The organism is Yersinia rochesterensis (assembly GCF_003600645.1).
Taxonomy (GTDB): Bacteria; Pseudomonadota; Gammaproteobacteria; order Enterobacterales; family Enterobacteriaceae; genus Yersinia; species Yersinia rochesterensis.
The window spans coordinates 1,050,743-1,076,516 of the sequence record NZ_CP032482.1 but is presented as its reverse complement, the minus strand read 5'-3'; the positions used below and the strand labels follow the sequence as shown (position 1 = coordinate 1,076,516).

Genomic DNA, 25,774 nt, shown 5'->3' with positions numbered 1-25,774 from the left:
TCTCCGTTTATTGTATTTTTTTGAAACAGCATTCCTATTTTAATACTATCCCTTGTCACTGCAAGCACCTCCCTCTATCTGCATAAATTCTCACCTTATAATTCATATATCCGAATACTCGCAGCGTCTATTTGTACTACTATTATTACCACTCTAGTAAATAACGATGGAGGGCTTTTTATGACTGCAATCGATGTAATGTGGGTTGGGCTAGGTGGAGGGATCGGCTCGCTATTACGATGGTGGATAGGGCTAGGTGTTGGGAAAATATACAAAGGGAATTTTCCCCTCGGCACTTTTCTAATTAATATTTCGGGTGCATTTGTGATTGGCTATCTAAGCATTCTTTTTAGTGTCGACTGGCGCGATCGCTATGGCGATTTAATTAATGCGGCGGTGTTAACTGGTATTTTAGGCGGCTATACCACCTTTAGTAGCATGCAATTAGATGCGGCAAAACTATCGACAACCCGGGGCAGAGCCATTGCTGCTGGATATCTGATTATTTCTGTATTATTCGGTTTAGCTGCGGCCGCATTGGGTGCATGGTTGGCTTATTAATCGGAGAGAATGATTATGCCAAATCTTATTATTTTAGTGTTTATCGGGGGTGCTTTTGGTGCTATGTGTCGTGAATTTATCATGCTGTCCGTACCACGGTTGGCAGATGGCTTCCCGATGGATATCTTTGTCGCCAATATCATCGCCGCATTTTTATTAGGGTTAGCTACCTCTTTCTTTAAAAACGGTAAAATTAACCAATATGTACACTTGATGGTGGGTACCGGTATCATGGGCGGCTTGTCGACATTTTCCAGTTTCGTATTTGGTGCTGTCGAAATGATGAAAACCCCGAGTGGCATTTTAGTTTCAATCTGTTATTTAGTTGCCAGCTTGATTGTCGGTTTTATTGCTGTCGAATTGGGTTTAATGGTCGGCCCTAAAGATAAACCTAAAGATCCACAAACTGCCATGGAATAATAGGATACAGGGGGAATATCTACCAGGCATAAAAACACCCTCATGATGAGGGTGTTTTTATACATCTGATAACCCAATAGATTTAATCTAATTTCTGGCAATTACCAAAGAACATTTCGGCAATGAGGGAGTTATTGATTGTATCGCCATTTAAGGTTCTGACCAGCAACTCACTGCCTAATAATGGCAGTGAGAACACCATATCAGGATTAACCCGTTTCACTTTCTGCATATTCTGTGTTTCATTGACTAACGCCAATGTTTTCGTCCCCTCACCAGCAATTTCTTTTGCCGCGAGAATAGTAAAGGTGTTGTCGGCATCATTGTTGCACAATGCAATAATATATTTTGCCTTGGCGGCCCCCGCCAGTTTCAGTGTTTCTACCGAAGAGGGATCTCCCTCGATAATATCTGCATGTGGAGGAAAATTGTGTTGGCTGCCAACTGGGCAAACAACAGTGACATCATCACCCCGGTCACGCAGCCCATTATAGACATTGAGTGCCAAAGAATTGGAACCGACAATAATAAAATGATTTTTACGTTCCACGTGATAAATCCTACCTTTAACTATGCGTTTAATATTATTACTGATTATCGGGCCGGCAATCGAAGCAATCGAAGCCGCAAAGACAGTAATACCAGCAATAATCACCGTGAGTGTGAACATTCTCGCTACAGTGGTATGTGGAATAATATCCCCGAAGCCCACTGTTGACATACAAACAATCGCGAAATAGAACGCAGTGGGTAAATCGGTCACTGCCGGTGCGAACTCATCGCCCATGTAGAGTGTACCCAACATGCTATAGACGATTAATGAACAAATACTCGCGATCGCAAAGAATGTTGCACTTCCGAGACTGTAATGATCAAACTCACGCCAATAAAATAGTAAAGCGACAACAACAATAAGGGAATAAGTCGTCAATTTATTCTGATCTTTCAGAATAAAGATATTGATAGCAACAATAGTTAACAACAATAATACCGTGAGAAACCATGCCGTACGGATTTTCATCGCGACGGAAAATGACATCAATATCAATAACAGACCGATCATAAATCTCGGAATTTCAAATAATTCAAGAAAACTTAATGCCTCTTTCCAAGTGCTGAAATTGTTTATCGCCTCTGTTGAATGAGAGAACGCCCGGAAAAGCACGGGGCTTAACACCAGATACCCATTAATGGCCACTAAAATGGCCAACAAAAGTGGTATCGACACCTTAGTCTTAATTTCCTGTAGTATCTTCATCAATAAAGTGACTAAAATTGTTATAGGTAAATTAAGTATAGATAAAAAATGATAAAAATCATGGTCAAATATGATTATTTTTGACAAAAATCAAATGATTGTTCGGTCATCACCATAAATAGTTTCACCACACAGCTTATGTTACATTCTGTAAAGTTATTTATACTAAATAATGAGTAAAATAATAAATCCACAGTTGGCATTAATACTGTTTTGGTTAATAATATAAGAGTTCCTCGGCATATCAGATATACCGAAGTTCGTAGACTTGAGTGATATCCATCACCCTTAATTTAAGTGTCTTAAATATTTAATCATATTTAACAGATAAATAAGGAAATAAGCATGTCCTACAAATCACTTCGTAATATTGCATTGACTGGTTTATTACTTTCCGCTGCCGCAGCCAGCTTTGCAGCGACCACTAGCGCAACAGCGACTACCCCGAGTGATATGACCTGCAAAGAATTCCTGGATCTGAATCCTAAGTCATTTACTCCTGTGGTTTATTGGGTATTAAATGATGATACTCAATATAAGAAAGGTGATTATGTTGATTTGCATGAGACTGATACTATCGTGACACCGAAAGTAGTCGAAGTTTGTAAGAAGGCACCTGAAAGTAAACTCTCTGAAATTAAACAGGATATTTTAGGTTTTGCTAAAAAACACATGTAAATTGTAAGTGTCATTTCTTATAAAAAAGGCGCTTGATAAGCGCCTTTTTATTAAATTATAACTACCGAGTAATACTTAATTTATCATAACCGCGAATATAGTAATTAACTGCAGAAACAATCCAACACAATATAAACATCCCAATAATCCAGTAACCTATCTCGCCTAAGTTTTCACTGATATTATTTATTGGTGTCCATATCCCACCGGTTAAATTAAGTTTATCTGCAATAAGTCCTAATGCTTCAATCCCACCAATGAAGAATGCAATGATCACTGAAGCTGCCGTGATGGTAATGTTGTAATACAATTTCCGCACAGGTTTAGAGAAAGCCCAACCATAAGCACCAATCATGACAAAATTATCAAGTGAATCGATCAAGGCCATCCCAGAAGCAAATAAAACAGGGAAAATCATAATTGACCATAAATTCATACCATGAGTTGCACTGGCGGCTGAAATCCCTAAAACCCCAATTTCAGTGGCGGTATCAAACCCTAAACCGAATAAAAAACCAACGGGATACATATGCCAACTTTTATTCACCATGTTAAATACACGTTTGAATACTCTGGCCAGGAACCCTCCATTATTGGTGACCAACAGGTCAAGTTCTTCATCTTTATAAACATGCCCTGCTTTGACCTGTTTAAATTTTTTATAGACTGAAATCAGAATAGTTAAATTAAGAAAACCAAATAACAATAAAAACAGAGAGGAAACGAGTGTACCAATTAAACCACCGGTTTCGTGGAACCACGCCATATTGTTTTTAAATGCCATCGCGGTCGCAGCGATGGCGAGTGATGCTAATATAACAATGGTCGAATGGCCGAGGGAGAAAAATGTTCCCACCGCAATCGGAGTCTTCCCCTGTTGCATCAGTTTACGGGTTACGTTATCAATGGCAGCAATATGATCAGCATCGACGGCATGACGCAAACCAAAGCTATAGGCCAGAAATGCCATCCCCATCAACACCGCATTATCATTAAATTCAGTAAAAGCCCAAACCCACGCCAGCCCATTGATCACCAGTAAGCCAATTAATAAATAAATGGCGCGGCGTTTAGTTTGCTGATTGCCAAAAGCACTCCGTTTCTCTATCCCAGTCGTCATGTTAGTACTCCAGAATAAAATCACTATTGTCTATGTGCTGGCATCACTTCTTTATTAGGGACCAGGAATAACCATGAAGCGAGAACAAAAGGCATGGTCAACGTAGGAATACCCACCGGGGCCAGGAAGATATTTAGCGCACCCTGTACGATAACCGTAAAAATAACGCCGACGATGGTATAAGCCAAAACACGCCAGCTCGGTTTATTAAATGTCGAACCTAAGGCAATCGCTGTCAGTACCGCACTGAATGCATAAAGTCCGACATCAATACTGCTGGGATTTGCCCCGAGGAATATGGCGGTAAAAAGTGCCAATAGCGAGCCACCAAGGGCAAAAACTGCCGCCCACAGTGATTCCACCGCCAGCCCAATGATAAAAAGAATGCCGCCAATTAAACTACTGAATAGAAATACCTGCGAAACACCATTAAACATGCTGACGAAAATATTGCCACCAGCCGCCGCGCTGGTCTCTAACATCAATTGATGGGGCAGTGCTGGTGCTGGTAATCCACTACTTTGCAGACCGGAAAAGGCGTAGCTGGCCAGCAATATCATCCAAGTGGTTAGAACAAAAGGTGCGGTTAATGCTGCAACTTTCCAGGTTTTTAAAATATCGGCGATACAAACCATGACAATGACCGACACAATACTGCCCAAAACAATACAGGCCCAGACAACCGGCGTGACGACCAAGAATGTCGGCAGTGCCGCCCCTACCAGACAGCCGTTATAACCGTATAATCCTGAGCGCCACGATTTACGGTCCCGCATGGTTAACCCCGTAAGTGTGGCAACCACAGTACCCAATACACAGCCATAGGCTACAGCAGGGTTTCCTTCGCCATAGGCTCCGACAAATATGGCAATAAAAAAGAATAGCCCAGTGAGTGGGTTATTCTGGAACATGACTTGAGCACAGCCGCGCAACGTTGTATCGATAAATTCAATGAAAACATTCGAAGCACTCAGTTGTGCCCAACCGGATTGGTGACCTGTTTTTGCATTCATTATTTTTACCCTTCTGACTTGAAGCTGTAAATGCATGAGGCCGATGACTCGGCCTAAGCTCTTAGCGCCACAAGAATTTTTCTGGCAATGTAATACCGAGAATTTCCTCTCGAGCTATTTTCCAGAACTCACGGATTTCATTCTTAACGCCAGCACTGTCGATACCCAGTGCTTTAAACACCAGACCACAATCATTCGGTAGACGCGTCGCCCCACTGGCAATGCCGCCTTTCATATCAAAATGGGCCGGTACTCTCGCCAGAATTCGATCGTGATGCTCTTTGGGCGTTAATAAAATCACATTGCCAAACGCATCAAAGGATTGCATAACTCCGATGGCATCCAGGCTTTCTGACTTTGGCTCCAGCACATATTTTTCTACAAATAGCTCTTTACCCGCTGGCAGTTCTTTACCCAAAAAAACGTGTGCCGCCACTCGGGATGAATAAACATCAAAACCAAAGCGTTCGTCCGCATGGTGATATTTACGCCCAGACATCAGCACTTCCGAATAAATCGCAGTCGCCGTAGGATGAATATTAATGGTGGTGTCGGTAATAAAGCGCGAATTACGGTGTGGAATAAGCGGGTCCGGCATAAATTCCAGATAGCCGCCTTCTTCTACAGTAAAATTTTGTATCTGCGATGCATAGTTCGCATTCATCATGTGGACTTTAGTCGCCGACTGTGTGGTGACATGAGCACAAGCCCCCGCCTCCACAATCACATCAGTGGCCAGCCGGTCCCCTTGTAAAATGCACCCTGAGGTCGAAATCATAGTGACACACGGCAATTCTGGCATTTCTTCATCCCAATACAGCGCTTTTTGCACCATCGACGGCACCCGCCGCTCCATTTCTGCCAAAATGCTGCGATGCTCACGTTTGGCAAATCTCAGCTTGAGATAGCCACTTTTCCCTACGGCCCCGCTACGCATTTGCGCCGGTTCATCTTGATATTCCGCTAATTCCGGCGCGTTAACACCTAATGCGTGAGCGCGAACCCGTGAAGGAGTTTCCACGATATTCTGGCTCTGCGATGTCATGCATGCTCTCCTTGCGGCTGTACGTGAGTAAACAAGAAATCGCGCATTATCATATCCACCAGCTCTTCAATGCCCTGACCCGTTTTGCAGTTGGTCAGAATATAAGGGCGCTCGCCGCGAACCACTTTGGTATCACTTTCCATCACATCCAGACTGGCACCAACATAAGGGGCGAGGTCAATTTTGTTGATAACCAGAATGTCCGCCTGAACCAAGCCCGGGCCATTTTTACGCGGAATTTTTTCCCCTTCCGCCACATCAATAACATAGATATAGAAGTCTGCCAGTGCCGGGCTGAAGGTTAGCGTAAGGTTGTCACCGCCACTTTCAATCATAATCAAGTCACTGTCAGGGAAGCGCTCTTCCATCTCCTCCACCGCAGCAATATTCATGCTTGGGTCTTCACGCACCGCAGTATGCGGGCAGGCACCAGTTTCAACGCCAAGGATCTTTTCTTCATCCAGAATGCCTTTCAGGGTGCGTTTTACCTGTTTGGCATCCTCGGTGGTGACAATGTCATTGGTAATGATCAGTGGCTTAATGCCCCGTTTGATCAGAATCGGGGTAATAACTTCGATAATGGCGGTTTTACCTGAACCTACCGGGCCACCAATACCAATGCGGGTAATCTTTTTGCGTTTATCGGTTGAATGGCTATTCACGGGGTCATCCTCTCAATTTAATCTGTTTTTGGCTCTGTACTCGGTTAGCAGAAAAAACCCAGCACTCAGAATTCATTTTTATCGGTCACTGAATGCCCGATCAGTTACTAAATAAGCGGACGTGCGCTTTCACGTGTACCGCCGCCAGAACATCCACAATAGGGACATAAGAAGACATCTGGTTAATATCGCCAATTTCGGCGATATCACAGAACTTCTCAATGTCGTGGTTCAATTCAAACAAGATATGTTGTGTGTCGAAATGGGTTACGCGCATCAACCGCATGGCCGCACTTAATATCGTCATCGCCACGCCATATTGATGCATTACCACCACTTCGCGCTGCCCTATCCCCTGTGCTGCCATGACTACCGCCTGAGTGACCGGATAAGTCCCTGCGGTATTGCCACTTTTTATCTGCTCCAGCCACCAGCTGATCAGCGGATGCTCCACCACGTGGATTGACATCTCCGCCAGCTTTTTCCCCATACGGGTTGCCATCAAGCGGCTTTCTTCATTTAATTTACGGTTATGCACGGCCCAATCAGCACGGATAATATCGTCACGAGAGTCGGCTACCACTGCTCGGTGGGCAACAACAACCCCCATTCCATCACAGCTGGCAGCCTGCTTTAGCGCCGTCAAAACAAAGCCTTTTAACGTCTGCACGTCATGCACGACGCCTGTTTGAATGGCAGATTCCACACCATTGGAAAACGTAAAGGCCCCGACCGGCAGAACGGAATCACCAAATTGCATGATACGAATGAGGTCTGATGCATTCATTGCGGTGCCTCCCTGCGTGAATCAGTGTTTATGGTCGTGGTCATGATCGCCGTGGCTATGACTGTGGTCATGGTCATGTGAATGCCCATCGCCGTGGGAATGAATCGCGTGAATATGTAAGCCGGAACCATGGGGTTCATCCAAAGGACTGGCGACATGAACATGAGTATCGGTATCTTCAGCCCCGCCAAATAGCAGGCGCGCTTCAGAATTACTGAGCAGCGGCAGAATTTCTGCCCCCTTAACAAAACGGAAAGGTAAATGCTGGAAGCCATGGGTTCTCATCACGGAATCCATCATAGTGGTGGCTACCGTCAGAGGCACATAAACTTCATTATGTTTCGTTACCGCTTTCCAGTGCTGGTTACCCAGTGCATGCCCCAGCTCAAAACAGGTTTTAATCAGTTCATCTGGAGAACGACTTTTCAGTTCACTCAAGTCAATCACCATGACATCGCGCAAATTGATTTGCACCACTACGGCGACACGGTTTTTTTCATCCCATGCCAGCACATCGCCATCAGCAAGGACGACGTGTCGATCGAGCGAAATACCGAGATCTAATCCCTGAGTGCTGAGTTTACGGCAGCGGCTTTTTTGTGCTTCCCGTTGATCCAAAACCAAGAGATCAAAAGTGGCGTCTTTGAGCTTCTCTTGCCAAATCGGATCTTTTTTCACATTGCCAAGAATGTGCTCTATCAAAATCATGTTATTGACTCCTTGCCTGTATTTTTGGCAAAAGCCAGTTGCCCAAAGTAATAAAATCCGTTTATGTGCCACTCATCCCAGCCATTTTCGCGGCCCATCCTTGAGCCAGATGACACTTACCCTGGGCAAGCTGAATACTTAAGAACTGGATTTACATCCAGACTCATCCGTTAGCCAAAGCTTTTACTAACCAAAGCTTTCATTAACCAAAGCTTTCATTAACCAAAGAAGTAGCGTTGGTTCATTGACGCGGTCTCAATTGGCTCACAGGTGGCATGTACGCCGTTCACTTTCACCGCAAAGGTTTCAGGGTCCACTTCAATGTTTGGTGTTTGGTCATTACGCACCAAGTCATGTTTAGAAATGGTACGGCAGTTTTTAACCGCTATAACCTGACGATCCAGCCCAGCTTTCTCTTTCACACCGTCATCCAGTGCAGCCTGAGAAACGAAGGTGACGCAAGTGTCTTGCATGGTTTTACCCATGGCACCAAACATTGGACGGTAGAATACCGGTTGTGGCGTCGGCAATGATGCGTTCGGGTCACCCATCGCCGCCCAGTTGATCATGCCACCTTTGATAACCATTTTAGGTTTAGCGCCGAAGAAACGTGGGTCCCACAGCACCAGGTCGGCCATTTTGCCCACTTCAACAGAGCCGATGACATGGCTAACACCTTGCGCAATCGCCGGGTTAATAGTGATTTTTGCCACATAACGCAGGACGCGGAAATTATCGTTGCCCGGCGCATCTTCTGGCAATTTGCCGCGAGATGCTTTCATCGCGTTAGCGGTTTGCATGACACGCAACCAGTTTTCCCCAACACGCCCCATGGCTTGTGAGTCACTGGAGAACATGGAGATAACCCCCATATCGTGCAGGACGTTTTCTGCCGCGATGGTTTCCGGGCGCACACGGCTTTCGGCGAAGGAGACGTCCGCGGGCACATTCGGGTTAAGGTTATGACACACCATAATCATGTCGAACAGTTCGGCTTGACTATTAACCCCATACGGCAGGGTTGGGTTAGTCGAACTTGGCAGTACGTTAGGCTGGCTGGCGACGCGAATGATATCCGGCGCATGGCCCCCACCCGCACCTTCAGTATGGAAGGTATGGATTGTGCGGCCTTCGAATGCATCAATGGTATCTTCAACATAACCACATTCATTCAGGCTATCGGTATGTACCGAAACCTGAATATCCATCTCATCTGCCATCCGCAATGAATGTCGGATCGCATTGGCTGTCGCACCCCAGTCTTCGTGGACTTTATAGCCGACAACACCGGCGATCGCCTGTTCTATCAATGGGCCACGGCCGTAAGAATTACCTTTACCCAGAATACCGATGTTGACAGGAAGGCCTTCGACCGAGCGCAGCATCTGGCGGATGTTCCACGGGCCAGGTGTTACCGTCGTCCCATTGGTACCATCGGTTGGGCCAATACCCCCGCCGAAGAAAGTCGCCACGCCATTAGATAGCGCATGGTAAGCCTGCTGCGGAGAGATTAAGTGAATGTGACTATCAATACCCGCGGCGGTCAGAATCAAATGTTCACCGGAAATAGCATCAGTGCTGACGCCCACCACCATGCCAGGTGTCACGCCATCCATCACGCCTGGGTTGCCGCTTTTACCTATCCCGGCAATTTTGCCATCACGGATGCCAACGTCAGCTTTAATCACCCCTAAGCGGGCATCAACAATAGTGACGTTGGTTATCACTAAATCCAGTACGCCATTATCACGGGTTAGATGGTTATTGGCGCCCATCCCATCGCGTAATGACTTACCCCCGCCGTAAACTGACTCTTCACCATATCCACGTAGGTCTTTTTCGATTTCGATAAACAGATTGGTATCACCCAAACGGATTTTATCGCCCGTCGTTGGGCCAAATAGACCCGCGTATTCTTGCCGAGAAATTTGAGGCATCTGTCGCTCCTTTTCCGGTGCGTGTAGTTGTTAGCTAAATAGTTTTATAACTAAATACACGTATGCGAATTTCGATGATTTTTATTGAAATAAAGTGTCATTTAGACGATTTGAAACCGCGCTCAGCCGCGCGGCGGATAGCTTCGAGCTTATCCGGGCGTTCGCTATTAGGCACCACGCCCTCACCGGTCCAACCATCCACCAGGTTATTAAAGCCATACAGTGTTTGCTTGCCACCGAAAGGGATCAGCGGAACTTCGGTTTCATCACCGGGTTCAAAACGGATTGCAGTTGTTGAAGAGATATTCAGTCTTTTTCCGTAAGCCGCAGCACGGTCAAACTCCAGAGCGCGGTTAACTTCAAAAAAGTGGAAATGTGAGCCAATTTGGATTGGCCGGTCACCAGTGTTACGGACCTTCACTTTAGTAACAGGCTTATTCTCATTAAAGGTGATCGGCGTATCAGCTAAAATGCAGCCACCGAGCGGGGTATTTTGTTCTGAATAAGCGGTACTTGATTTCGTTCCTCTGTTCGTCTTTGTGCTCGTTGCCTTTGCGGTACTTGCCTTTGTGGTATTTGTTTTTGTGCTCATGCTTTAATCCTCTGCAATGTTCAGTTCAGGTTTTACTCGCATGCTGCCGTCATTCATTTAATGGGGTCGTGCACCGTGACCAAACGGCTACCGTCGGTGAAAATTGCTTCAACCTGAACATTTGGAATCAAATCAGCCACGCCGTCCATCACATCGTCTTTTGTGAGAACTTTACTGGCTTCTTTCATCACATCTTCTACAGATTTGCCATCTCTGGCCCCTTCCATTGCAGTCACTGTGATAATAGAAACGGCCTCCGGATAATTGAGTTTCAAGCCACGCGCTTTGCGTTTGAACGCCACATCAGACAGCGTGTAGATCATGAGCTTTTCAACTTCTCTTGGGGTGAGCTGCATAAGCCCTCCTGTATCGTGTTAAAAAAGTGAAAGTGAGAAAAACAACCAACTGAAGACGACCAATAACCGCAGTGGCACAGTTGAGAATCACAACTGTGTTAGTCGGGTTATCCCGTCAGATTTATTTGTATGATGATTTGTTCGGATAGGTGTTTTTTACCGCTTTTAGTTATCTCAATCAATAGTAAAAGAGTGTTCATTAATAATTTTTTACTAAAACAGAAAAGAATAACTGCCTTTATCCATAGTGAAAGATACAGAGGAAAATCGATTAATCGTTTGCGTTCTATAGCTAATGTCATAGCTACTAAATCCCTGTATTCAACACCTAGTTTCGGTCTATTTTTTTGTAGCAGAGATGTCTATAAATCAATATTTTGCTATAAAAAAATCATCTCTAACCAATATAGACCAAAACCTGAAAAATTCATTACTAATTGAAAACTTAATAAAAATTGACGTGTAAAACACAAAGAAACAAAAAAATAACCGTATAAAATCAATATGATATATTAAATTTTCTATTAGTTTATATTTGTCGCGAATGAAGTTTTCATGGAATTTAAATAGAGGGTTTATGCTAAAGAAATATTTAGGATAAAAAGCAAGCAGGATAAATCACAAGGAATATCAACCTTGTAAAATGATGTATAAAAACACACCCCAACATTAGAAATACTCTGGAATTAAGTTTACACTCATTACAAATGAATATTTACCGGCACATCATCTCAATGATAAAACCTTATCTATCCGCTATGTTAACAGTTACTCCTCCTATCTGGCAGATAACAGTTTTAACTATTTAAAAATAACATGACCCTAGTCAAGATATTTTTAATTTTATGTCTATAAAAACTACTTATTCAGTCAACCATTATTACTTTATTGTAGATTTTTTATTTACCTCCCATTAATGATCACCGAATTCAGCCTGTTTTTATCATGGACAAACCGAGATGAGGATTTAGCTCTGGCCGCGAATAAGGCGGTTTTTCATGCTCTCTTTCAGGTATCCATATACGTGAGCAGACTTTCTCCAATAGGGATTTATTGTGGCTGAAAACAATTAATCCTAACGGGCGGCGGGCGGCCTCCTCCAATAAAACTAGCCAAATTTGTGCTTGAACATGGGCATCTAATTGCGCGGTGACTTCATCGGCAATCAAATAACGGGTTCGGGGATCCAAAGCTCTCAACAGGGCAATGCGGGCTAATTCCCCGCCAGATAATTCATCAGGCCGCCGTTTTAGCCAAACCGGATTAACCACCATTCGCTCAAGCCACTGTGCATCAGGCCGCCAGGCATCATGCAAACTCTCACCTGTTGTCCGATAAGGATTGAAGCTTTGTTCAGGATGCTGAGGTACTAATTGAACAGGGCAATAACCCTTTTTAGCCAGTGGCGCGCCATTGATTAAAATTTGCCCTGATATTGCCGATTGCCATTGTGCCAACACCCGCCCCAAGGTGGTTTTACCAAAACCACTGGGTGCTGAAATCCCCAATCGCTCTCCCGGTTTCAACGAAAATGAGACCGAATCCCACAGCCGTTTTCCCCCTTGATCAATAGTCAGGTGGTCGACACTAAACATATTCTGCCACCTCCACTGGCGATATCGGCTGGCTGACAAATTGCTGCTCCGGCAATGCCGCCCATAGTGATTGCAACCACGGGCTACCGCCGTTATTTTTCAGCTCATCGGCACTCAATGTTTCGTGCAATTCACCTTTATGTAACACCGCAATTTTATCGGCAAACCGCGCTGCCAGCGCCAAATCATGAGTGACCCATAAAATCCCCCGCCCTTGCTGGCAAAAAGCGCGCAAATGGGTCAGTAGTTGGCAGGCGTGCTCATCATCCAACCATGAAGTCACTTCATCAGCCAGAATATAGCGAGCATGGGTCAGGGTTGCACAACTGGTCAGTACCCGTTTTGCCATGCCGCCAGAAAGTTGGCGCGGAAAGTCATGTATCAACCCCGGTGCGAGATTATAGGTTTGTAGTTGCATCGCGACATCTTCCAGCCGCAGTTTTACGCCACTGAGTTGTGCTGCACGGGTCATTTGCGACCCCACTTTTATCAGGGGGTTCAAAGCACTAACCCCTTGAGGGACATAACATAATGTTTTGCCGCGCCGCTCAATTTTGTCTTGCGCGCACAAAACGTCGCCATCCAGAATAATCTCGCCACGGCAACGCATGTTTTCTGGCAACAACCCCAGCGCACTTTGCAAGAGCAGACTTTTACCCTCACCACTGCCGCCGACAAGCGCGACTAACTCCCCAGGGTTCACCTCCAAAGAAATATTACTCAGTAAAGGGTGCCAGCTTTTTCGACCAAGCCAACGATAATGAGCAACATCAATGGCAAATTTTGAAAATCTCAACATCAGGCTATCCTCACCCAGAGTTGTTGCAGTGATCGGGCAAACTGGTCAAATATCAATACCAACCCGACCAAAATCAGACCTGGGAAAAATGCTAGCCACCATGCACCACTGCTCAAATAACGAAGTGCATCGGCCAATAAAATCCCCAACGACGGCTCATGAGGTGACAACCCAAACCCCAAGAAACTGAGTGCCGCGCTGTGTAACACTGCATGGGGGAACATCAGCAGCGTGCCAACAATCCACTGTGGCAGTAATAACGGTAGCAGATGATGACGCCAACGGTAGAAATTACTGTTACCTAAACGATGTGAAAGCATTACATAGTCAGTTTCACGAATACGCAAAATCTCGGCGCGCAAAATCAAGGCCAGTTTCGGCCAGTGGGTTAATGCCACCGCCAAAATAACGCCGTGCTTCCCTCCCCCTAAAGTGAAGCAAATCAGCACCAATAACAGTAAATGCGGCAGGGCCAACATACTGTCAACCAACCCACGAATCAGATAATCCAATGTTTTATTTATTGAACATAAACTGGCAGTAATCATCGCCAACAAGCCACTGGCAAAGGCAGCAATCAAGCCAATTTGCAGGCTAGTGGTCATTCCCTGAAAACAGCGCAGCCACAGGTCACGGCCTAAGCTGTCAGTTCCAAACCAATAGGCCAATGACGGCGGTTGGCGGCGGGCCATTAAATCCATTGGGATTTCAATAGGGTATATCGCCCAGCCATAGATAATTAAAATGGTTAATAGCGCTAATGAAACAAAAAGCCGAAATAAAGCTCGATTTGGGTTATAAGTCATAATTGCCGCGCAGCCCCTCTATTCAAGCGGTGTAACAGCACATTGGCAATGCTGTTCCCACAAAAGACCAAGATGGCGCAAAACATGACAATCCCCATCAATAACGGAATATCGCCGTGTAACCCGGCATCAATGGTCGCCTGCCCTAACCCTGGGTAGGCAAAGACTTTTTCTGCTAATAAAGAACCGCCCAATAATTCACCTACCGAGGCAAATTGCAGACACAGCGCCGGGGTAATGGCATGGCGCAAAATATGGAAATTGACTAAGGGCCAGCCTTTATCCCCTTGCGCTTGTGCATAGCGGATAAATTCACTGTTCATCACTTCGGCCACTTTGGCGCGGGTATGTAGCGCAATATTACCAACCCCCAACAATCCTAAGGCCAACATCGGCAGAATTAGATGGTGCAGTTTGTCACTCCAACTGGCGGTTTCCGCGTTACTCCCAGGGGTCCATGCACAGCAAATGGGCGCCCAATTCAGTTTTACTGCAAATAATGACAACAGTAATAAACCAATCCAAAAAGTGGGTAATGACGCTAATAAATAGGACAAACTAGAAATCACACGATCCGGCCAGCGGTTAAGGTAGCGCCCCGCCGTCAGCCCCATCAATAGCCCGACAATGCCAGAGAATAACCAAGCCGAGAATAGCAATGCAAACGAGGTAGCAAAACGCTCGCCGATGACTTGTGAAACCGGCGCGTTGTACAACATCGAATAACCAAAATCCCCTTGTAATACTTGAGTAAACCAGTGCAGGAAACGCTGCCACAAAGGTAAATCCAGCCCCCAACGTGCAGCAATCAGTGGATACTGCTCCGGTGGAACATGCAGCAAATCACTACCAATATAGGCGCGGATTGGGTCAACTGGGGAGAAACTCAGTAACGTAAAGGTGCCGACTGCCGTAACCAGCAGCAGGCAAGCTAAACGCAGAGTAAATAGCGAAAACCCTTTCATTACTGACAAGTCCATTTCCAGCTATCAAGGCTATTGAGCAGCGACCACGAGCCGTGGATTTCCGGCGCTCCCTTACCTAAATCGACACATTTATTCGCCAGATAAGTATGCTGAATATTCAGTAACCATGCCCATGCCGCATCGCCACGAATACCGGTACCGGTCGTCCCATCCCAATCCACTTGTTGCCAGAACGGCACGGCTTGCTGCCAGGTTGGGGCATCCAGCGCTTGTTGCAGATGTTTATCCACTACCGGGTTCTGATAGTAGCCAGGATTATAATATTCCACACCCGCCGCTTTGCTGCTGTAATGATGATAAAGCTCCATCGGGTCGAGGCTTCCCCAACCAAACAGGGTAGGATTGGCATGCATATTCCGCTCTACGGTTTCCCAACTACCGGATTTCAAATCAACCTCAATACCGATAGGTTTGAGCATGGAACGTATCGCCTGCGCTAAGTCGCGGCGAGTGGTGTCCCCGCTGGTATACCAAAGTGTGATTTTGGCCGGGACGCCATTTTTCTCTCTGATACCCGCACTGTTTAGCGTCCAACCAGCTTGCTCCAATATCTGTTTGGCTGTTTCAATATCACCATCTTTGATGGCAGAATCCGGATTATTCCATGGCAAACCCTGCACGCCGGTATAGGCGGGGATTGCATGACCCTCCATGATTTGGTCGGCCAACAGTTGGCGGTTGATGGTATAGTTAATGGCACGGCGAATCGCGACATCCGCAGTGACATCATTCCCAATCGGGTAACCCTGTGCATCCTTTTTACCTGCCGGAAGGGTCGGGAATACGATGCCGCGGTTTTCTACACTTGGCCTGACCCATAACTTCATATTATTAACCGGGCCAACCGCCATGGATGGAGGAATACGGACGACACCTAACTGCCCACTTTGGGCTGCTGCAAAAGCACTGTCTTCATCAAGGAAAACAAAAATTAGCTTATCGAAATCATTTTTATTACCCGAATAGTAAGGGTTCGCTTCGACAATCATTTGTTGGCCCGGCTGGAAGCTCACTAGGCGGTAGGGGCCAGCACCAATAGGCTTTTGTGCATAGGTTTTTGCGTCGTATTTATCCGCTGAAACAATACCCAGTGAACCCAAAACATTCACAAAAGTGCTTTGTGGCGCTTTCAGTTGAATACGAACATTAACAGGGTCAATTTCTTCTGCGCCAAGGAAGTTACCCATATCAACTTTGCCGCCGCTGGCCGCCGCATTGTTGTAAGTAAACACCACATCTTTGGCTGTCAGAGGTGAACCGTCGGAGAATTTGAGGTCAGGTTTAAGTGTCAGAGTCCAGGTTTTGCCGTCATTGCTGGTTTTATAGTCATTCAGCAAAAAACTATTCCAGCTGAGATCTTCATTTTGTTTGAGTAAAGGGCTATGCAGCAGCAGATAACTCCCATGGCTCCAGCCGAGCATGGGGTCAAAACCTTCGGTCGGCTCATCACCGATAGCCAATTGTAGTGTGTGAGTTGTGGCACTCACTGGAACAGAAAAAGCACTTAATAAAGCGGCTGTCAGCAAGGTATTTCGGAGCCATAGACGTTTAGACATGAATCATCCTTTGATAAATTAGCTAGCGAATATAGGGCATTGCCTGTCAGACAAAGATTCAACAAGTAATTAAGCGTAGCACTAAACATTAATATGGGTAATACACACCACAATTAGCATTAATGACTAATTTTCACCTTATTTATTGGTGCATTAAAGTATTTATGTGACAAATATCAGGTTTAGATGAGGGAAATCAAAAAAAACCAAGGCAGAAATAAAATGCATTATAAATAAAATTGATCTACATCTATAAAAGTCACAAAAAACAGTGAGATCAAAAGGGTAGGAATAATCTTTCTCCTGCGAATTAGCAACAACATTTGCCTATTAGTCACCCCAAACCAAGAGACTCGACCTATTAGTTAGGCTACTTACTAGTTAGGGGGGTAATCGAAGTGATGAATGACATCTCAATTCCTTTGGCTATCGTCATTTATTCAAAATAATCAGCAAGAGCACGAAATAATAAAATTAGCCCCGGCGACACACGATTATCCACTAATTGAAAGTTATCATAGCCGGAATGAGAAGAGAGTGATTAAGTAGACATTCTTGAGTATAGAAATGTCTTTAGTGCCTAATCTGAAAGCAATTATCTTTTATTCCCCTCCACTCAATTGAACAAAAAATAACCATCAAATTGCTCAAAAAGAATTCTAACGGTCAACTGAATACAAAAGACTGACTCTGGAGGTATGAATATTTGAAAGACAGGAAAAGTCCCCAATTTCGCTCGGATTAATCTGTTAGTAATAAATATTAACATAATGAAACTATTTAATAGTGACTTATATTAAAAATATTAATATAGCGCGAATATATTGGGTTTAGGGCTATTGATAGAAAAGTTTACTGTGGAGTTTGATATGTCATTTCGTAAAAATAATCACTAAATGGCAGTTCATAAATAGCATGGGTACTTTCCAATAGTGGAGGTAAAACTCTCGACTCGCAGTGTATCGAGTCTTCGGTGGGATATTCGCGCTGACAATAACCCCGAGGGCTATCAATAAAACCCATTTTTGGAGTTCGTTTGAGCACCAGAACTTTCCCTTCATTAACATTCGCCTGAGGCTCAATGAAAAAGAAGCTGAATTGTGATACCAACGCAGTGATGATAATTGCCACCACGACCACCCACAGATAAACAGAGCGCATACTGAATTACCGAAATGAACTAAACCGCGACTACTCTACCAGCTACTCCATAATAAGTGCCAAGAATAATAGTGATAATGACAGCGATTCACAAGAAAGAGAGGCAAATTCAAAGATGGCAACCACAGCTAGCTGTATCACCGATTTTATCAGCCAAATCATTCAAAGATAGCCCCTCATCGCGCCATCCCGTCACCCCGCCGATCATCTCTTTAACCCTATAACCATATTGGCTAAGTTTGACCGCCGCACGGTGAACACCGTTGCAATGTGGCCCGGCGCAATAAATGACAAATAAAGTTTCTATTGGATAATGAGAAAGCAAAGTTGCATCCATTAATCGGTGGGGAATATTGATAGCGCCCGGCACATGTGCCGATGCAAATGCGGCCTCATTGCGCACATCGACCAAAACAAAGTCCACTGTCCCCTGTTGCTGGCTGGTGTATACATCCGAGCAATCAGTTTCAAATACCAAACGCTGAGAAAAGTGCTGCAATGCCCGGTCAGGAGAGGCCGGGGGAGTCTGGCTCACTAAGCTGCTCATATGATGTCTCCATTAAATATTTTGAAGCATCACTTTATGAAATAATATAAGCCAATTACAGTGGCAGAAATGACAATAAACCACTGAGATCCGCCAATGAATCATTTAGCTTCCCATGGTGTGAAACAAGATCCCGGTCTGGTCGCGACCTTGGCTTATGATGGACTGTGCTTGTTTGAGTTCGGTATTGCGCAGGAAATATTCGGTCTGGCTCGCCCAGAATTTGATTTCCCTTGGTATCAGCATCAAGTGGTTGGTGTCGATAAACATATTTCCACGGCCAATGGTCGTTTACACATTCAAGTTGATGCCGGGATAGCCTTGCTGGAACAGGCTAAAACCATTGTGATCCCCGGCTGGCGCAGCCCTGACGCCCATCCTTCACCGGCGCTAATTGATGCATTACAGCAAGCGTTCGCACGCGGCGCACGTATTATTTCTATCTGTTCCGGTGTTTTTGTGCTGGCAGCGGCGGGGTTATTACGCGATAAAAGCGCCACTACACATTGGCGCTACACCGACTATCTGGCGCAGCATTATCCCGATATTCGTGTCGATGCGAATGTACTGTATGTCGATGAAGGACAAATTATTACCTCGGCAGGTAGCAGCGCCGGTATCGACGCCTGCTTACATCTGATCACCCGTGACTTTGGTACCCAAATCGCCAATCAGGTGGCTCGGCGGTTAGTGATGGCCCCGCAACGCCGGGGGGGACAACAGCAATTTATTCCCACGCCGGTCGTCAAAGAAACTCACCGCGATATGGCGAAATTGATGGAGAAAGTACGCGAAAGTCTGGATGAAAATTGGTCAATTAATCAGATGGCGGCACAGTTGGCGCTCAGTGAAAGAACCTTTTTACGGCATTTTTATCTGGCAACCGGCCAAACCCCTAAAGTTTGGTTACAACACGAGAGAATGCATAGAGCGAAGGAATTATTGGAAAGGGATCAAATCAATATTGCAGGTATCGCCGAACATTGTGGATTTCAGACTATTGAAGGTTTTAGAAATGCATTTCGCCAAATAGTGGGGATCACACCCGCAGTATATCGGCGGCAGTTTAAATATTCGGAATAATAAAAAAGCCACATTCAACTAAGAACGTGGCTTTCTATTACAGCGAAACGTGTATTACAGCAGTGTAAATTACAGTGCGATTACGTTTACAGCTGAAGGGCCTTTCTGGCCTTGCTCGATGCTGAACTCTACGTTCTGGCCTTCATCAAGAGTTTTGTAATCAGTACCTTGGATTGCAGAGAAATGTACGAATACATCTTTGCTGCCGTCTGCTGGAGAAATAAAACCAAAACCTTTACCTGCATCAAACCATTTTACTAAACCAGTCATTTTAGTAGACATAGAGATATTTCCTTCATTATTTTGTGCCAATACGTGGCAATTGAGGTCTGTTTATCAAGAGTTACTTATGGGGGCACTAAAGAAGGAAATTCGTCGGAGAAGTGATGTCTAAAAATATCGCTTTAACTAGGAACTGCTTTACTTAAATGGCTTACATAAATAGGTCTGTACCACAAACCGATGGAAGTATTAACGCATGCTAAGACATTAATAGCAAGGCTTATTTATTTCATGGATTAATGAAAGATTAAAAAAAATTGTGATAAAACATCACAGTTATGTTGCTAATACCTGCAATGAAAGACACATTCTAGCGGGTGAGGTTATGCTCAGATTTCGCTATACTGCCACTGAAAATCGGAAGCCGTCATAAAGGAAAAGCAATGATAATGCGTGAGATTGAAACCAAGTTTCTTAATGCAATGAGTGAGTTGCAGTCAACTTTTGAAAAGCAACATCAGACATGGCAGGCAAGTTACAACGCGCTGCAACATGAGCTGGAGCAGTCAAAAGCGCGGGAAACAGCATTGCGTGCTAAAAATGACATGCTACTGAGAAAGCTTAACACCGCGAATACCTTGCCCGAGCAACATTCTCTGGTCAGGCAGATCAAAATGCTGGGTGCTCACCTGGATGCGCTAGCGAAAGATGCCGCCGCGTTTAACCACCATCTGAATAATCAGCAGAAAAATAGTGATAATTTCAGTGGCAATAATCAGTAATCATTTCGTTGATTTATCGAGGACGGCGATTTAACAGCCAGATAATTTTACGTTGTCAATTTCACCTTTTATGGCGCAAAGAAACACTACATGACGTGGATAATTATTGCTGTTTTAATCGTGGTTTTTATTGTGGGTTATCGTGTAATGACCTCAGATACTCGCAAAGCCGTGGATACGCTGGCTAATTTACTGAAGATAAAACCAATTTATATTGAATCAATGCTGCAAGAAATGGGGCAGCGTCAAACACAAATGTTTATTCGCTCCACCAGCAATGGTTATGCCGAAGATGTCAGAAAGGCGGCTTATCTGGTCTTTATCTACCAAACCTTTATCAAAGACCCTTCCGACGAAAATGTGATGCAATGGCGAAATACGCTGGTTCGCTCGCATATCTCCCCCATGCTAACAGCCGAACATACTGAAGCGGCTTTGTTCTATTTTGCTGAGTTGGATTTGGATGCCTTTGAATTAGCGCAATTTCGCCGCAATTATAATCTGCAATTTAACCAAGAAGCCGACGCCGTGCTGCATTAATGATGGCATTACGGCGCGCTGAAATAGAGTGCGGCAAGGATAGGAAAAATTTACGGGAACATACTGTTCAGGTAGCGCAATAACATTTCTCTTGAGCTAAAACCGTGGGCAATACCGTAGCGATCTTCGGTTTCCCCAGCAAGATAAAGCGGAAACTCGGGATACTTCTCACTGATACGAAGTGTTGCCGTGGGTGTGGCAAACAACAAACTTTTCTCTTTTTTCGCTGGGTGGATAATTAATGCTGTCCTGCCCATGCGGGCTTCTCGGTTGACATAAACGTAATGCTCCGCTTTCCGATAACCGTAAGCCTGATCAACCGTATAATCCCGCATAAAGCCAGCACTCTCCAGGACTCTAGCCACTTCATCTGGCCGCAAATACATGTGTTTCCCCTTTTTTTAACTACTATTGAGCGACCTTACCGTAATAAATAAGGGAAACCACGTCTTTATTGGCTCAAACCGACTATTTCAGAATAGTCTACACGCCATCAAGCCGGATGGCGTTATCTCGGCGCTGTTGTTGCTGTAATAACCGCAGTATGAGCAATACTCCGAAAGCCACAATCAATGCCGCCCCCCAAATCAGTAACAAACCGACGATTTCTATCAGGAAAGAAACCACAGTCACTTTCAAACCACCATGACGGTCAATACTATTGCTGAATAACAGCCGGATCCCGACAAATGCGACACTGAACAACGTCAGAGAGAATGCAGCACCGCCCCCTTGCTATTGATTGACGCCTACTATTTTATTACCCCCAATGAGTCACTGAATCTGGGCGGCGAAATGGGAAAAATTGCATCAACAAACCGTGCAGCAAATCATAACCTATCTGTATCGGCAGCATATTTTGCCTTGATGTTAGATGACCGAATCGGTGAGAAACAGCGCACAGGCGAGTGATACACCACACAGTGTGATCACACTGAAAATTAGTTCGAACAGATAGCGATTGATCATGATGATTAGCCTATAAAAAAAGACACCCGGTATTAACCGGGTGTCTAAAGTTGGCTCGACTGTGCGGGGCAATATCGCCCGCCTTCCGGCGTTATTATGCAGCTGGCGCAGTTACTGATTTTTTAGCGGCTTTATGGTGTTTTTTAGCGGCTTGTGCTTTTTGAGCTGGTGCTTTTTTCTCGTGTTTCTTAGCTGCTTGTGCTTTTTGCTCGGTAGTTTGTTTAGTTGCTTTGTGTTTTTTGTGATGAGTTGCTTTAGCTGGTGCAGCTTTTTCTGCAACTGGAGCAGCAGCAGTGGTGCTGGTTGCAGCTGGTGCTGCTGTAGCGGCCGCAGTTGTTTCGGCAGCGAAAGCAACAGAAGACAGACCCATGGTTGCAGCAACGATCAGCGCTAATACTTTTTTCATTTTAAAATCCTCAGAGTTTGTTTCGCTAAGCCCCCGGTGGGGCCGTTGGAAGAATCATAGAGGAATGGATTTTTTCTTTCCGTGAGTGATTGGTTTCGCTGAGTAACCAAATGTACAAAGCATGTTCTTACTGTTTATTGCCTATTCGGATGACTCCTGAAGCTGAGTACCGATGCTGTGATGGTCTATGCTTAATGTTCATCAAACAGAACGGAGAGTCAAATGTTCAGGAAATCAGAAAAAGTGGAAAGAGATCTCGATCAGGACGTTACCCTTCTGGCGGATACTCTCGACGATGTTTTGCGCTCATCAAGTGACAAAACAAAAGAGGAACTTACTAAGGTGCGCCACAATGCTGAAGGGGTCTTACGCGATGCCCGAGCGCGTTTCAGCGGCTCGACCAGTTTGAAGCAACGTGCGCGTGATGTTGCCGGTAATGCCGATAGTTATGTACATAATAAACCTTGGCAAGGTGTCGGTATTGGTGCTGCTATAGGCCTGGTACTGGGTGTGCTGCTGACTCGCCGCTGATATCTTTTTGCTGGCCGATAAACCCACAGCCCACCACCCTCATTGCTGTGTCTACGGTGGTTTTGCTGTTTGTTTATCGGTGGCCCGGGTGATATTCACGGCGGGCTAGGTTTTTATGACGCCGATATCTTATGCTCCCGCTAAAATCACTTTCGCCAAGTTAGCGACCTGTTTGTCGACCTCAGCTTCAGAAATAAAATTGGTAAACCCCATCAGCAGTGCATTATCCACCCGGCTGTTTCTTTCCAATGCCCAGTCTGACACGGCTTCAATCGCCAACCCTTGGCGCTGTGCGCGCGCAGCAACCATGCTGTCGGAAAAACGCCGATCCAGCCGAGCCAACAATTGAATTCCGCCCGCCTGTTGTTCAACATCTATAACCCCCGCCAATTGGCGCATTAGACTAGCTGCCAGCATTTCACGGCGCTCAGCATACAAATGGCGCATACGTTTAAGATGGCGGTAAAAGTGCCCCTGATGAATAAACTCCGCCACACTGGCCTGTATCAGTGGCGGGCTGGCACAGCTGCGCAATTGGCAGCGGTGATTAAAAACAGCCACCTGCTCAGGTGGCACCACTAGGTAGGCCAGCCTTAGCGCAGGAAACATCACCTTACTGAATGTACCGGCGTAAAGCACTCTCCCGTGTCTATCCAGGCTTTTCAATGGAGGAAGTGGCCGCCCCTGATAGCGAAACTCACTGTCATAGTCATCCTCAACTATCCAAGATTGCTGTTGCTCTGCCCACTCCAGCAGAGCAATACGCCGCGCTAAACTGAGCGCCACACCCAGTGGGCTTTGATGCGCCGGAGTGATGATAGCGAAGCGTGCATTTGGGCAATCATTGATTGCGGCCATCACATCCATGCCATCACTGTCGACATTGACCGGGTGCGGAAGAAGCCCAGCCTCGCGGATCAATTGCTGAGTGGCGGGATATCCGGGGTTCTCCAGCCAACCGCGATCGCCCGGTTTCAATACCGTATTGACCACAAGATCCAGCAATGACTGATAACCCGAACAAATAAATACCTGTTCAGCTTGGCAGCTAAATCCTCGAGATAACTGCAAATAATGGGCGATTGCCTCACGTAAAGCCGGTAATCCGGCCGCGGGAGGGTGTCCGAGAGAGGTGGCGGTCAGGTTATGCAACTGTTTGCTCATCAGCCGCCCCCATTGCGCCCGTGGGAAAGCATCCAGCGCCGGTAGCCCCAGTTGGAAGGGCCGCGCCATCATACGGTCGGCGGATAAAGAATGATTAACCACAATCGGTTGCTCGCATTGTTCAACCATATTTAGGGGAAGTAGAGGAGCATCGAGTAATTGAGCGGAAACATAAGTCCCCCCCTGCCCACGGCTTTGTAAAAAGCCTTCGGCAATTAATTGTGCATAGGCATTTTCCACTGTTCCCCGCGCCACGCCCACCTCGCTGGCCAGCACTCTCACTGAGGGCAAGCGCGTATCTGGCAGCAGTGTGCCCTGAACTATTGCATCTTTAATCCGCTGATAAATCTGACGATATACGGGTTCTTTATGTTGGCGATCCAGCTTAAACAGATGTGAAAATGCTTTCATCATGGCCCACTAAAATAAGTCATTTATGGCCCTATAGTATAGGCCATAGTATTGCTAGAGTAGCATCCATTGCAGAGCCAACATCACAGGTAAATATCATGGTTGAACAACGTCTTTATTTTTCCGAACTCTCGCCAGTCACCTACAAAGCGCTGGTCAGCGCCTCTATGTCACTCGATAAAAGTTCGTTGCCAAAAACGCTGATTGAATTGATTTTTATGCGAGTATCACAAATTAATGGCTGTGCATTTTGCCTGGATATGCATGGCAAGTTCTTGCGCGATCATGGTTTCGACAACGCCAAAATGGATGTCATCGCTGGCTGGCGGCTCAGTAATCTGTTTAGTGAAACTGAGCGCGCGGCATTGGATTGGGCGGAAGCAGTGACTCACATCACCACCAGCGGCACACCTGACAGCACATTTAATGCTTTAAAAGCGCATTTTTCTGATGCCCAAATTTCTGACTTAACTTTCGCTATCAGCATTATGAATGCTTTTAATCGATTAGCCGTTAGCCTGCGCCAGTAAAACGTCCGTGTTAGTAAATAGTCATTCCCACCAAAATCCTGCGCTATAAATATTTTTATCCTGCTGACTATCATCAAACTCTACCGCCAGCCCCGTGCTGGCGGTCTTGTCTCTGAGTTCCCCCTACCCCTGATCAAATTACTACATATAGTGTGGTTGAATTAAATAAACACTAGATATAGTATTTGATTTATCGCCTGCGAGAATGAAATCGAGGTTGATAATCGGGGCAGGTAGTCGAGAGATACTAATAGTCTGCTAATTTTGCCTTTTCTCAAGATCGAACAGGAATACGAATCATGATCATTATTATTTATAGTAAACCCGATTGTGTCCAGTGCAATGCCACTTATCGTGCATTGGATAAACAAGGAATTACTTATCAAGTTGTTGATTTAACTGAAGATCAACAAGCTTTAGACCATGTGAAATCTTTGGGTTATCAACAGGTTCCCGTGATTGTCGCAGGTGATGAGCATTGGTCTGGCTTCCGCCCAGACAAAATAAATGCATTGGTTCAGGCGGTCGGTGCCTGATGAGGGCAACACA

The 25,774-nt window shown here is 45.4% G+C and carries 30 protein-coding genes and 1 pseudogene; 9 read left to right on the top strand and 22 right to left on the bottom strand.

Annotated features, from left to right (window positions below; all coding sequences use genetic code 11):
- The first annotated feature begins 180 nt into the window (after window positions 1–180).
- Together DXZ79_RS05045 and crcB are read left to right on the top strand one after the other, a co-directional pair.
- A complete protein-coding gene (locus DXZ79_RS05045) occupies window positions 181–561 on the top strand; it encodes a fluoride efflux transporter FluC (RefSeq protein WP_038635666.1) in 381 nt (126 codons plus the stop codon).
- Window positions 562–576: 15 nt separating this feature from the next.
- On the top strand, window positions 577–981 hold the full coding sequence (gene crcB, locus DXZ79_RS05040; RefSeq protein WP_038639745.1) for a fluoride efflux transporter CrcB: 405 nt from the start codon (window positions 577–579) through the stop codon (window positions 979–981).
- An 82-nt stretch (window positions 982–1,063) separates the two neighbouring features.
- On the opposite strand, the gene kch is transcribed toward crcB, so the two are convergent.
- Window positions 1,064–2,239, bottom strand: a complete 1,176-nt coding sequence (gene kch, locus DXZ79_RS05035; RefSeq protein ID WP_038635668.1) for a voltage-gated potassium channel protein — start codon at window positions 2,237–2,239, stop codon at window positions 1,064–1,066.
- 345 nt (window positions 2,240–2,584) lie between these two features.
- Between kch and hdeB the strand changes: the two genes are divergently transcribed.
- The gene (gene hdeB / locus DXZ79_RS05030) at window positions 2,585–2,917 is read left to right on the top strand and encodes an acid-activated periplasmic chaperone HdeB (RefSeq protein WP_038635671.1); all 333 of its coding nucleotides are present in this window, start codon (window positions 2,585–2,587) and stop codon (window positions 2,915–2,917) included.
- Between the two features lie 61 nt (window positions 2,918–2,978).
- Here hdeB and DXZ79_RS05025 read toward each other — a convergent pair whose 3' ends face one another.
- From DXZ79_RS05025 to DXZ79_RS04945, 16 genes are all read right to left on the bottom strand, one after another.
- The gene (locus DXZ79_RS05025) at window positions 2,979–4,037 is read right to left on the bottom strand and encodes a HoxN/HupN/NixA family nickel/cobalt transporter (protein WP_038635674.1); all 1,059 of its coding nucleotides are present in this window, start codon (window positions 4,035–4,037) and stop codon (window positions 2,979–2,981) included.
- A 23-nt stretch (window positions 4,038–4,060) separates the two neighbouring features.
- Window positions 4,061–5,050, bottom strand: a complete 990-nt coding sequence (gene yut, locus DXZ79_RS05020; RefSeq protein ID WP_038635680.1) for an urea transporter — start codon at window positions 5,048–5,050, stop codon at window positions 4,061–4,063.
- Between the two features lie 61 nt (window positions 5,051–5,111).
- Window positions 5,112–6,095, bottom strand: a complete 984-nt coding sequence (locus tag DXZ79_RS05015) for an urease accessory protein UreD (RefSeq protein ID WP_038635682.1) — start codon at window positions 6,093–6,095, stop codon at window positions 5,112–5,114.
- On the bottom strand, window positions 6,092–6,757 hold the full coding sequence (gene ureG, locus DXZ79_RS05010; RefSeq protein WP_004390399.1) for an urease accessory protein UreG: 666 nt from the start codon (window positions 6,755–6,757) through the stop codon (window positions 6,092–6,094). The genes DXZ79_RS05015 and ureG overlap by 4 nt, the downstream gene beginning before the upstream one ends.
- 100 nt (window positions 6,758–6,857) lie before the next feature.
- Window positions 6,858–7,544: an urease accessory protein UreF gene (locus DXZ79_RS05005; protein WP_038635686.1), complete on the bottom strand. Its 687-nt coding sequence runs from the start codon at window positions 7,542–7,544 to the stop codon at window positions 6,858–6,860.
- 21 nt (window positions 7,545–7,565) lie between these two features.
- On the bottom strand, window positions 7,566–8,252 hold the full coding sequence (ureE, locus tag DXZ79_RS05000) for an urease accessory protein UreE (RefSeq protein WP_038635689.1): 687 nt from the start codon (window positions 8,250–8,252) through the stop codon (window positions 7,566–7,568).
- Window positions 8,253–8,470: 218 nt separating this feature from the next.
- Window positions 8,471–10,189: an urease subunit alpha gene (locus DXZ79_RS04995; protein WP_038635691.1), complete on the bottom strand. Its 1,719-nt coding sequence runs from the start codon at window positions 10,187–10,189 to the stop codon at window positions 8,471–8,473.
- 97 nt (window positions 10,190–10,286) lie between these two features.
- Window positions 10,287–10,781 (bottom strand): urease subunit beta, encoded by a 495-nt coding sequence (gene ureB / locus DXZ79_RS04990; RefSeq protein WP_038635694.1) that lies wholly within the window; start codon window positions 10,779–10,781, stop codon window positions 10,287–10,289.
- 53 nt (window positions 10,782–10,834) lie between these two features.
- On the bottom strand, window positions 10,835–11,137 hold the full coding sequence (locus DXZ79_RS04985) for an urease subunit gamma (protein WP_002215288.1): 303 nt from the start codon (window positions 11,135–11,137) through the stop codon (window positions 10,835–10,837).
- 929 nt (window positions 11,138–12,066) lie between these two features.
- Complete coding sequence (locus tag DXZ79_RS04975) at window positions 12,067–12,732, bottom strand: ATP-binding cassette domain-containing protein (RefSeq protein WP_038635700.1); 666 nt, start codon at window positions 12,730–12,732, stop codon at window positions 12,067–12,069.
- Window positions 12,725–13,531: an ATP-binding cassette domain-containing protein gene (locus DXZ79_RS04970; RefSeq protein ID WP_120011134.1), complete on the bottom strand. Its 807-nt coding sequence runs from the start codon at window positions 13,529–13,531 to the stop codon at window positions 12,725–12,727. Before DXZ79_RS04970 ends, DXZ79_RS04975 begins: the two co-directional genes overlap by 8 nt.
- On the bottom strand, window positions 13,531–14,337 hold the full coding sequence (locus DXZ79_RS04965) for an ABC transporter permease (RefSeq protein ID WP_042562330.1): 807 nt from the start codon (window positions 14,335–14,337) through the stop codon (window positions 13,531–13,533). The genes DXZ79_RS04970 and DXZ79_RS04965 overlap by 1 nt, the downstream gene beginning before the upstream one ends.
- A complete protein-coding gene (locus DXZ79_RS04960; RefSeq protein ID WP_072089037.1) occupies window positions 14,334–15,302 on the bottom strand; it encodes an ABC transporter permease in 969 nt (322 codons plus the stop codon). Before DXZ79_RS04960 ends, DXZ79_RS04965 begins: the two co-directional genes overlap by 4 nt.
- Window positions 15,302–16,879, bottom strand: a complete 1,578-nt coding sequence (locus tag DXZ79_RS04955; RefSeq protein ID WP_038635709.1) for an ABC transporter substrate-binding protein — start codon at window positions 16,877–16,879, stop codon at window positions 15,302–15,304. The genes DXZ79_RS04960 and DXZ79_RS04955 overlap by 1 nt, the downstream gene beginning before the upstream one ends.
- Window positions 16,880–17,731: 852 nt before the next feature.
- The gene (locus DXZ79_RS04950; RefSeq protein WP_038635712.1) at window positions 17,732–18,040 is read right to left on the bottom strand and encodes a hypothetical protein; all 309 of its coding nucleotides are present in this window, start codon (window positions 18,038–18,040) and stop codon (window positions 17,732–17,734) included.
- A gap of 109 nt (window positions 18,041–18,149) precedes the next feature.
- Window positions 18,150–18,587: a rhodanese-like domain-containing protein gene (locus tag DXZ79_RS04945; protein WP_038635715.1), complete on the bottom strand. Its 438-nt coding sequence runs from the start codon at window positions 18,585–18,587 to the stop codon at window positions 18,150–18,152.
- A gap of 96 nt (window positions 18,588–18,683) precedes the next feature.
- Between DXZ79_RS04945 and ftrA the strand changes: the two genes are divergently transcribed.
- Window positions 18,684–19,670 (top strand): transcriptional regulator FtrA, encoded by a 987-nt coding sequence (gene ftrA / locus DXZ79_RS04940; RefSeq protein WP_038635718.1) that lies wholly within the window; start codon window positions 18,684–18,686, stop codon window positions 19,668–19,670.
- A 69-nt stretch (window positions 19,671–19,739) separates the two neighbouring features.
- Here ftrA and cspE read toward each other — a convergent pair whose 3' ends face one another.
- Window positions 19,740–19,952 (bottom strand): transcription antiterminator/RNA stability regulator CspE, encoded by a 213-nt coding sequence (cspE, locus tag DXZ79_RS04935; RefSeq protein ID WP_038635721.1) that lies wholly within the window; start codon window positions 19,950–19,952, stop codon window positions 19,740–19,742.
- Window positions 19,953–20,335: 383 nt separating this feature from the next.
- On the opposite strand from cspE, the gene DXZ79_RS04930 reads away from it, so the two are divergent.
- The gene (locus tag DXZ79_RS04930) at window positions 20,336–20,674 is read left to right on the top strand and encodes an MbeD/MobD family mobilization/exclusion family protein (protein WP_038635724.1); all 339 of its coding nucleotides are present in this window, start codon (window positions 20,336–20,338) and stop codon (window positions 20,672–20,674) included.
- Window positions 20,675–20,764: 90 nt separating this feature from the next.
- Window positions 20,765–21,214, top strand: coding sequence for a DUF1198 domain-containing protein (locus tag DXZ79_RS04925; protein ID WP_004390382.1), 450 nt, complete (start codon window positions 20,765–20,767; stop codon window positions 21,212–21,214).
- A gap of 50 nt (window positions 21,215–21,264) precedes the next feature.
- Here DXZ79_RS04925 and DXZ79_RS04920 read toward each other — a convergent pair whose 3' ends face one another.
- From DXZ79_RS04920 to asr, 3 genes and pseudogenes are all read right to left on the bottom strand, one after another.
- Window positions 21,265–21,600, bottom strand: coding sequence for a DUF2002 family protein (locus tag DXZ79_RS04920; protein ID WP_038635727.1), 336 nt, complete (start codon window positions 21,598–21,600; stop codon window positions 21,265–21,267).
- Between the two features lie 97 nt (window positions 21,601–21,697).
- Window positions 21,698–21,940 (bottom strand): annotated as a pseudogene (locus tag DXZ79_RS04915) (hypothetical protein); the annotation flags it as partial.
- Between the two features lie 337 nt (window positions 21,941–22,277).
- Window positions 22,278–22,589: an acid resistance repetitive basic protein Asr gene (gene asr / locus DXZ79_RS04910; RefSeq protein ID WP_038635732.1), complete on the bottom strand. Its 312-nt coding sequence runs from the start codon at window positions 22,587–22,589 to the stop codon at window positions 22,278–22,280.
- A gap of 222 nt (window positions 22,590–22,811) precedes the next feature.
- On the opposite strand from asr, the gene DXZ79_RS04905 reads away from it, so the two are divergent.
- Entirely contained in the window at window positions 22,812–23,120 is a 309-nt protein-coding gene (locus DXZ79_RS04905) for an ElaB/YgaM/YqjD family protein (protein WP_050291518.1), read from the top strand.
- A 129-nt stretch (window positions 23,121–23,249) separates the two neighbouring features.
- Here DXZ79_RS04905 and pdxR read toward each other — a convergent pair whose 3' ends face one another.
- Window positions 23,250–24,698: a MocR-like pyridoxine biosynthesis transcription factor PdxR gene (gene pdxR / locus DXZ79_RS04900; RefSeq protein WP_038635737.1), complete on the bottom strand. Its 1,449-nt coding sequence runs from the start codon at window positions 24,696–24,698 to the stop codon at window positions 23,250–23,252.
- 95 nt (window positions 24,699–24,793) lie between these two features.
- On the opposite strand from pdxR, the gene DXZ79_RS04895 reads away from it, so the two are divergent.
- A complete protein-coding gene (locus tag DXZ79_RS04895; protein ID WP_038635740.1) occupies window positions 24,794–25,225 on the top strand; it encodes a carboxymuconolactone decarboxylase family protein in 432 nt (143 codons plus the stop codon).
- A 299-nt stretch (window positions 25,226–25,524) separates the two neighbouring features.
- The gene (locus DXZ79_RS04890) at window positions 25,525–25,761 is read left to right on the top strand and encodes a redoxin NrdH (protein ID WP_038635744.1); all 237 of its coding nucleotides are present in this window, start codon (window positions 25,525–25,527) and stop codon (window positions 25,759–25,761) included.
- Window positions 25,762–25,774 lie beyond the last annotated feature (13 nt).

Excerpts from the sequence above, each read along its gene's own strand:
- DXZ79_RS05045 (WP_038635666.1), top strand. The coding sequence starts at position 181 with ATGACTGCAATCGATGTAATGTGGGTTGGGCTAGGTGGAGGGATCGGC.
- crcB (WP_038639745.1), top strand. The coding sequence starts at position 577 with ATGCCAAATCTTATTATTTTAGTGTTTATCGGGGGTGCTTTTGGTGCT.
- kch (WP_038635668.1), bottom strand. The coding sequence starts at position 2,239 with ATGAAGATACTACAGGAAATTAAGACTAAGGTGTCGATACCACTTTTG.
- hdeB (WP_038635671.1), top strand. The coding sequence starts at position 2,585 with ATGTCCTACAAATCACTTCGTAATATTGCATTGACTGGTTTATTACTT.
- DXZ79_RS05025 (WP_038635674.1), bottom strand. The coding sequence starts at position 4,037 with ATGACGACTGGGATAGAGAAACGGAGTGCTTTTGGCAATCAGCAAACT.
- yut (WP_038635680.1), bottom strand. The coding sequence starts at position 5,050 with ATGAATGCAAAAACAGGTCACCAATCCGGTTGGGCACAACTGAGTGCT.
- DXZ79_RS05015 (WP_038635682.1), bottom strand. The coding sequence starts at position 6,095 with ATGACATCGCAGAGCCAGAATATCGTGGAAACTCCTTCACGGGTTCGC.
- DXZ79_RS05005 (WP_038635686.1), bottom strand. The coding sequence starts at position 7,544 with ATGAATGCATCAGACCTCATTCGTATCATGCAATTTGGTGATTCCGTT.
- ureE (WP_038635689.1), bottom strand. The coding sequence starts at position 8,252 with ATGATTTTGATAGAGCACATTCTTGGCAATGTGAAAAAAGATCCGATT.
- DXZ79_RS04995 (WP_038635691.1), bottom strand. The coding sequence starts at position 10,189 with ATGCCTCAAATTTCTCGGCAAGAATACGCGGGTCTATTTGGCCCAACG.
- ureB (WP_038635694.1), bottom strand. The coding sequence starts at position 10,781 with ATGAGCACAAAAACAAATACCACAAAGGCAAGTACCGCAAAGGCAACG.
- DXZ79_RS04985 (WP_002215288.1), bottom strand. The coding sequence starts at position 11,137 with ATGCAGCTCACCCCAAGAGAAGTTGAAAAGCTCATGATCTACACGCTG.
- DXZ79_RS04975 (WP_038635700.1), bottom strand. The coding sequence starts at position 12,732 with ATGTTTAGTGTCGACCACCTGACTATTGATCAAGGGGGAAAACGGCTG.
- DXZ79_RS04970 (WP_120011134.1), bottom strand. The coding sequence starts at position 13,531 with ATGTTGAGATTTTCAAAATTTGCCATTGATGTTGCTCATTATCGTTGG.
- DXZ79_RS04965 (WP_042562330.1), bottom strand. The coding sequence starts at position 14,337 with ATGACTTATAACCCAAATCGAGCTTTATTTCGGCTTTTTGTTTCATTA.
- DXZ79_RS04960 (WP_072089037.1), bottom strand. The coding sequence starts at position 15,302 with ATGAAAGGGTTTTCGCTATTTACTCTGCGTTTAGCTTGCCTGCTGCTG.
- DXZ79_RS04955 (WP_038635709.1), bottom strand. The coding sequence starts at position 16,879 with ATGTCTAAACGTCTATGGCTCCGAAATACCTTGCTGACAGCCGCTTTA.
- DXZ79_RS04950 (WP_038635712.1), bottom strand. The coding sequence starts at position 18,040 with ATGCGCTCTGTTTATCTGTGGGTGGTCGTGGTGGCAATTATCATCACT.
- DXZ79_RS04945 (WP_038635715.1), bottom strand. The coding sequence starts at position 18,587 with ATGAGCAGCTTAGTGAGCCAGACTCCCCCGGCCTCTCCTGACCGGGCA.
- ftrA (WP_038635718.1), top strand. The coding sequence starts at position 18,684 with ATGAATCATTTAGCTTCCCATGGTGTGAAACAAGATCCCGGTCTGGTC.
- cspE (WP_038635721.1), bottom strand. The coding sequence starts at position 19,952 with ATGTCTACTAAAATGACTGGTTTAGTAAAATGGTTTGATGCAGGTAAA.
- DXZ79_RS04930 (WP_038635724.1), top strand. The coding sequence starts at position 20,336 with ATGATAATGCGTGAGATTGAAACCAAGTTTCTTAATGCAATGAGTGAG.
- DXZ79_RS04925 (WP_004390382.1), top strand. The coding sequence starts at position 20,765 with ATGACGTGGATAATTATTGCTGTTTTAATCGTGGTTTTTATTGTGGGT.
- DXZ79_RS04920 (WP_038635727.1), bottom strand. The coding sequence starts at position 21,600 with ATGTATTTGCGGCCAGATGAAGTGGCTAGAGTCCTGGAGAGTGCTGGC.
- asr (WP_038635732.1), bottom strand. The coding sequence starts at position 22,589 with ATGAAAAAAGTATTAGCGCTGATCGTTGCTGCAACCATGGGTCTGTCT.
- DXZ79_RS04905 (WP_050291518.1), top strand. The coding sequence starts at position 22,812 with ATGTTCAGGAAATCAGAAAAAGTGGAAAGAGATCTCGATCAGGACGTT.
- pdxR (WP_038635737.1), bottom strand. The coding sequence starts at position 24,698 with ATGATGAAAGCATTTTCACATCTGTTTAAGCTGGATCGCCAACATAAA.
- DXZ79_RS04895 (WP_038635740.1), top strand. The coding sequence starts at position 24,794 with ATGGTTGAACAACGTCTTTATTTTTCCGAACTCTCGCCAGTCACCTAC.
- DXZ79_RS04890 (WP_038635744.1), top strand. The coding sequence starts at position 25,525 with ATGATCATTATTATTTATAGTAAACCCGATTGTGTCCAGTGCAATGCC.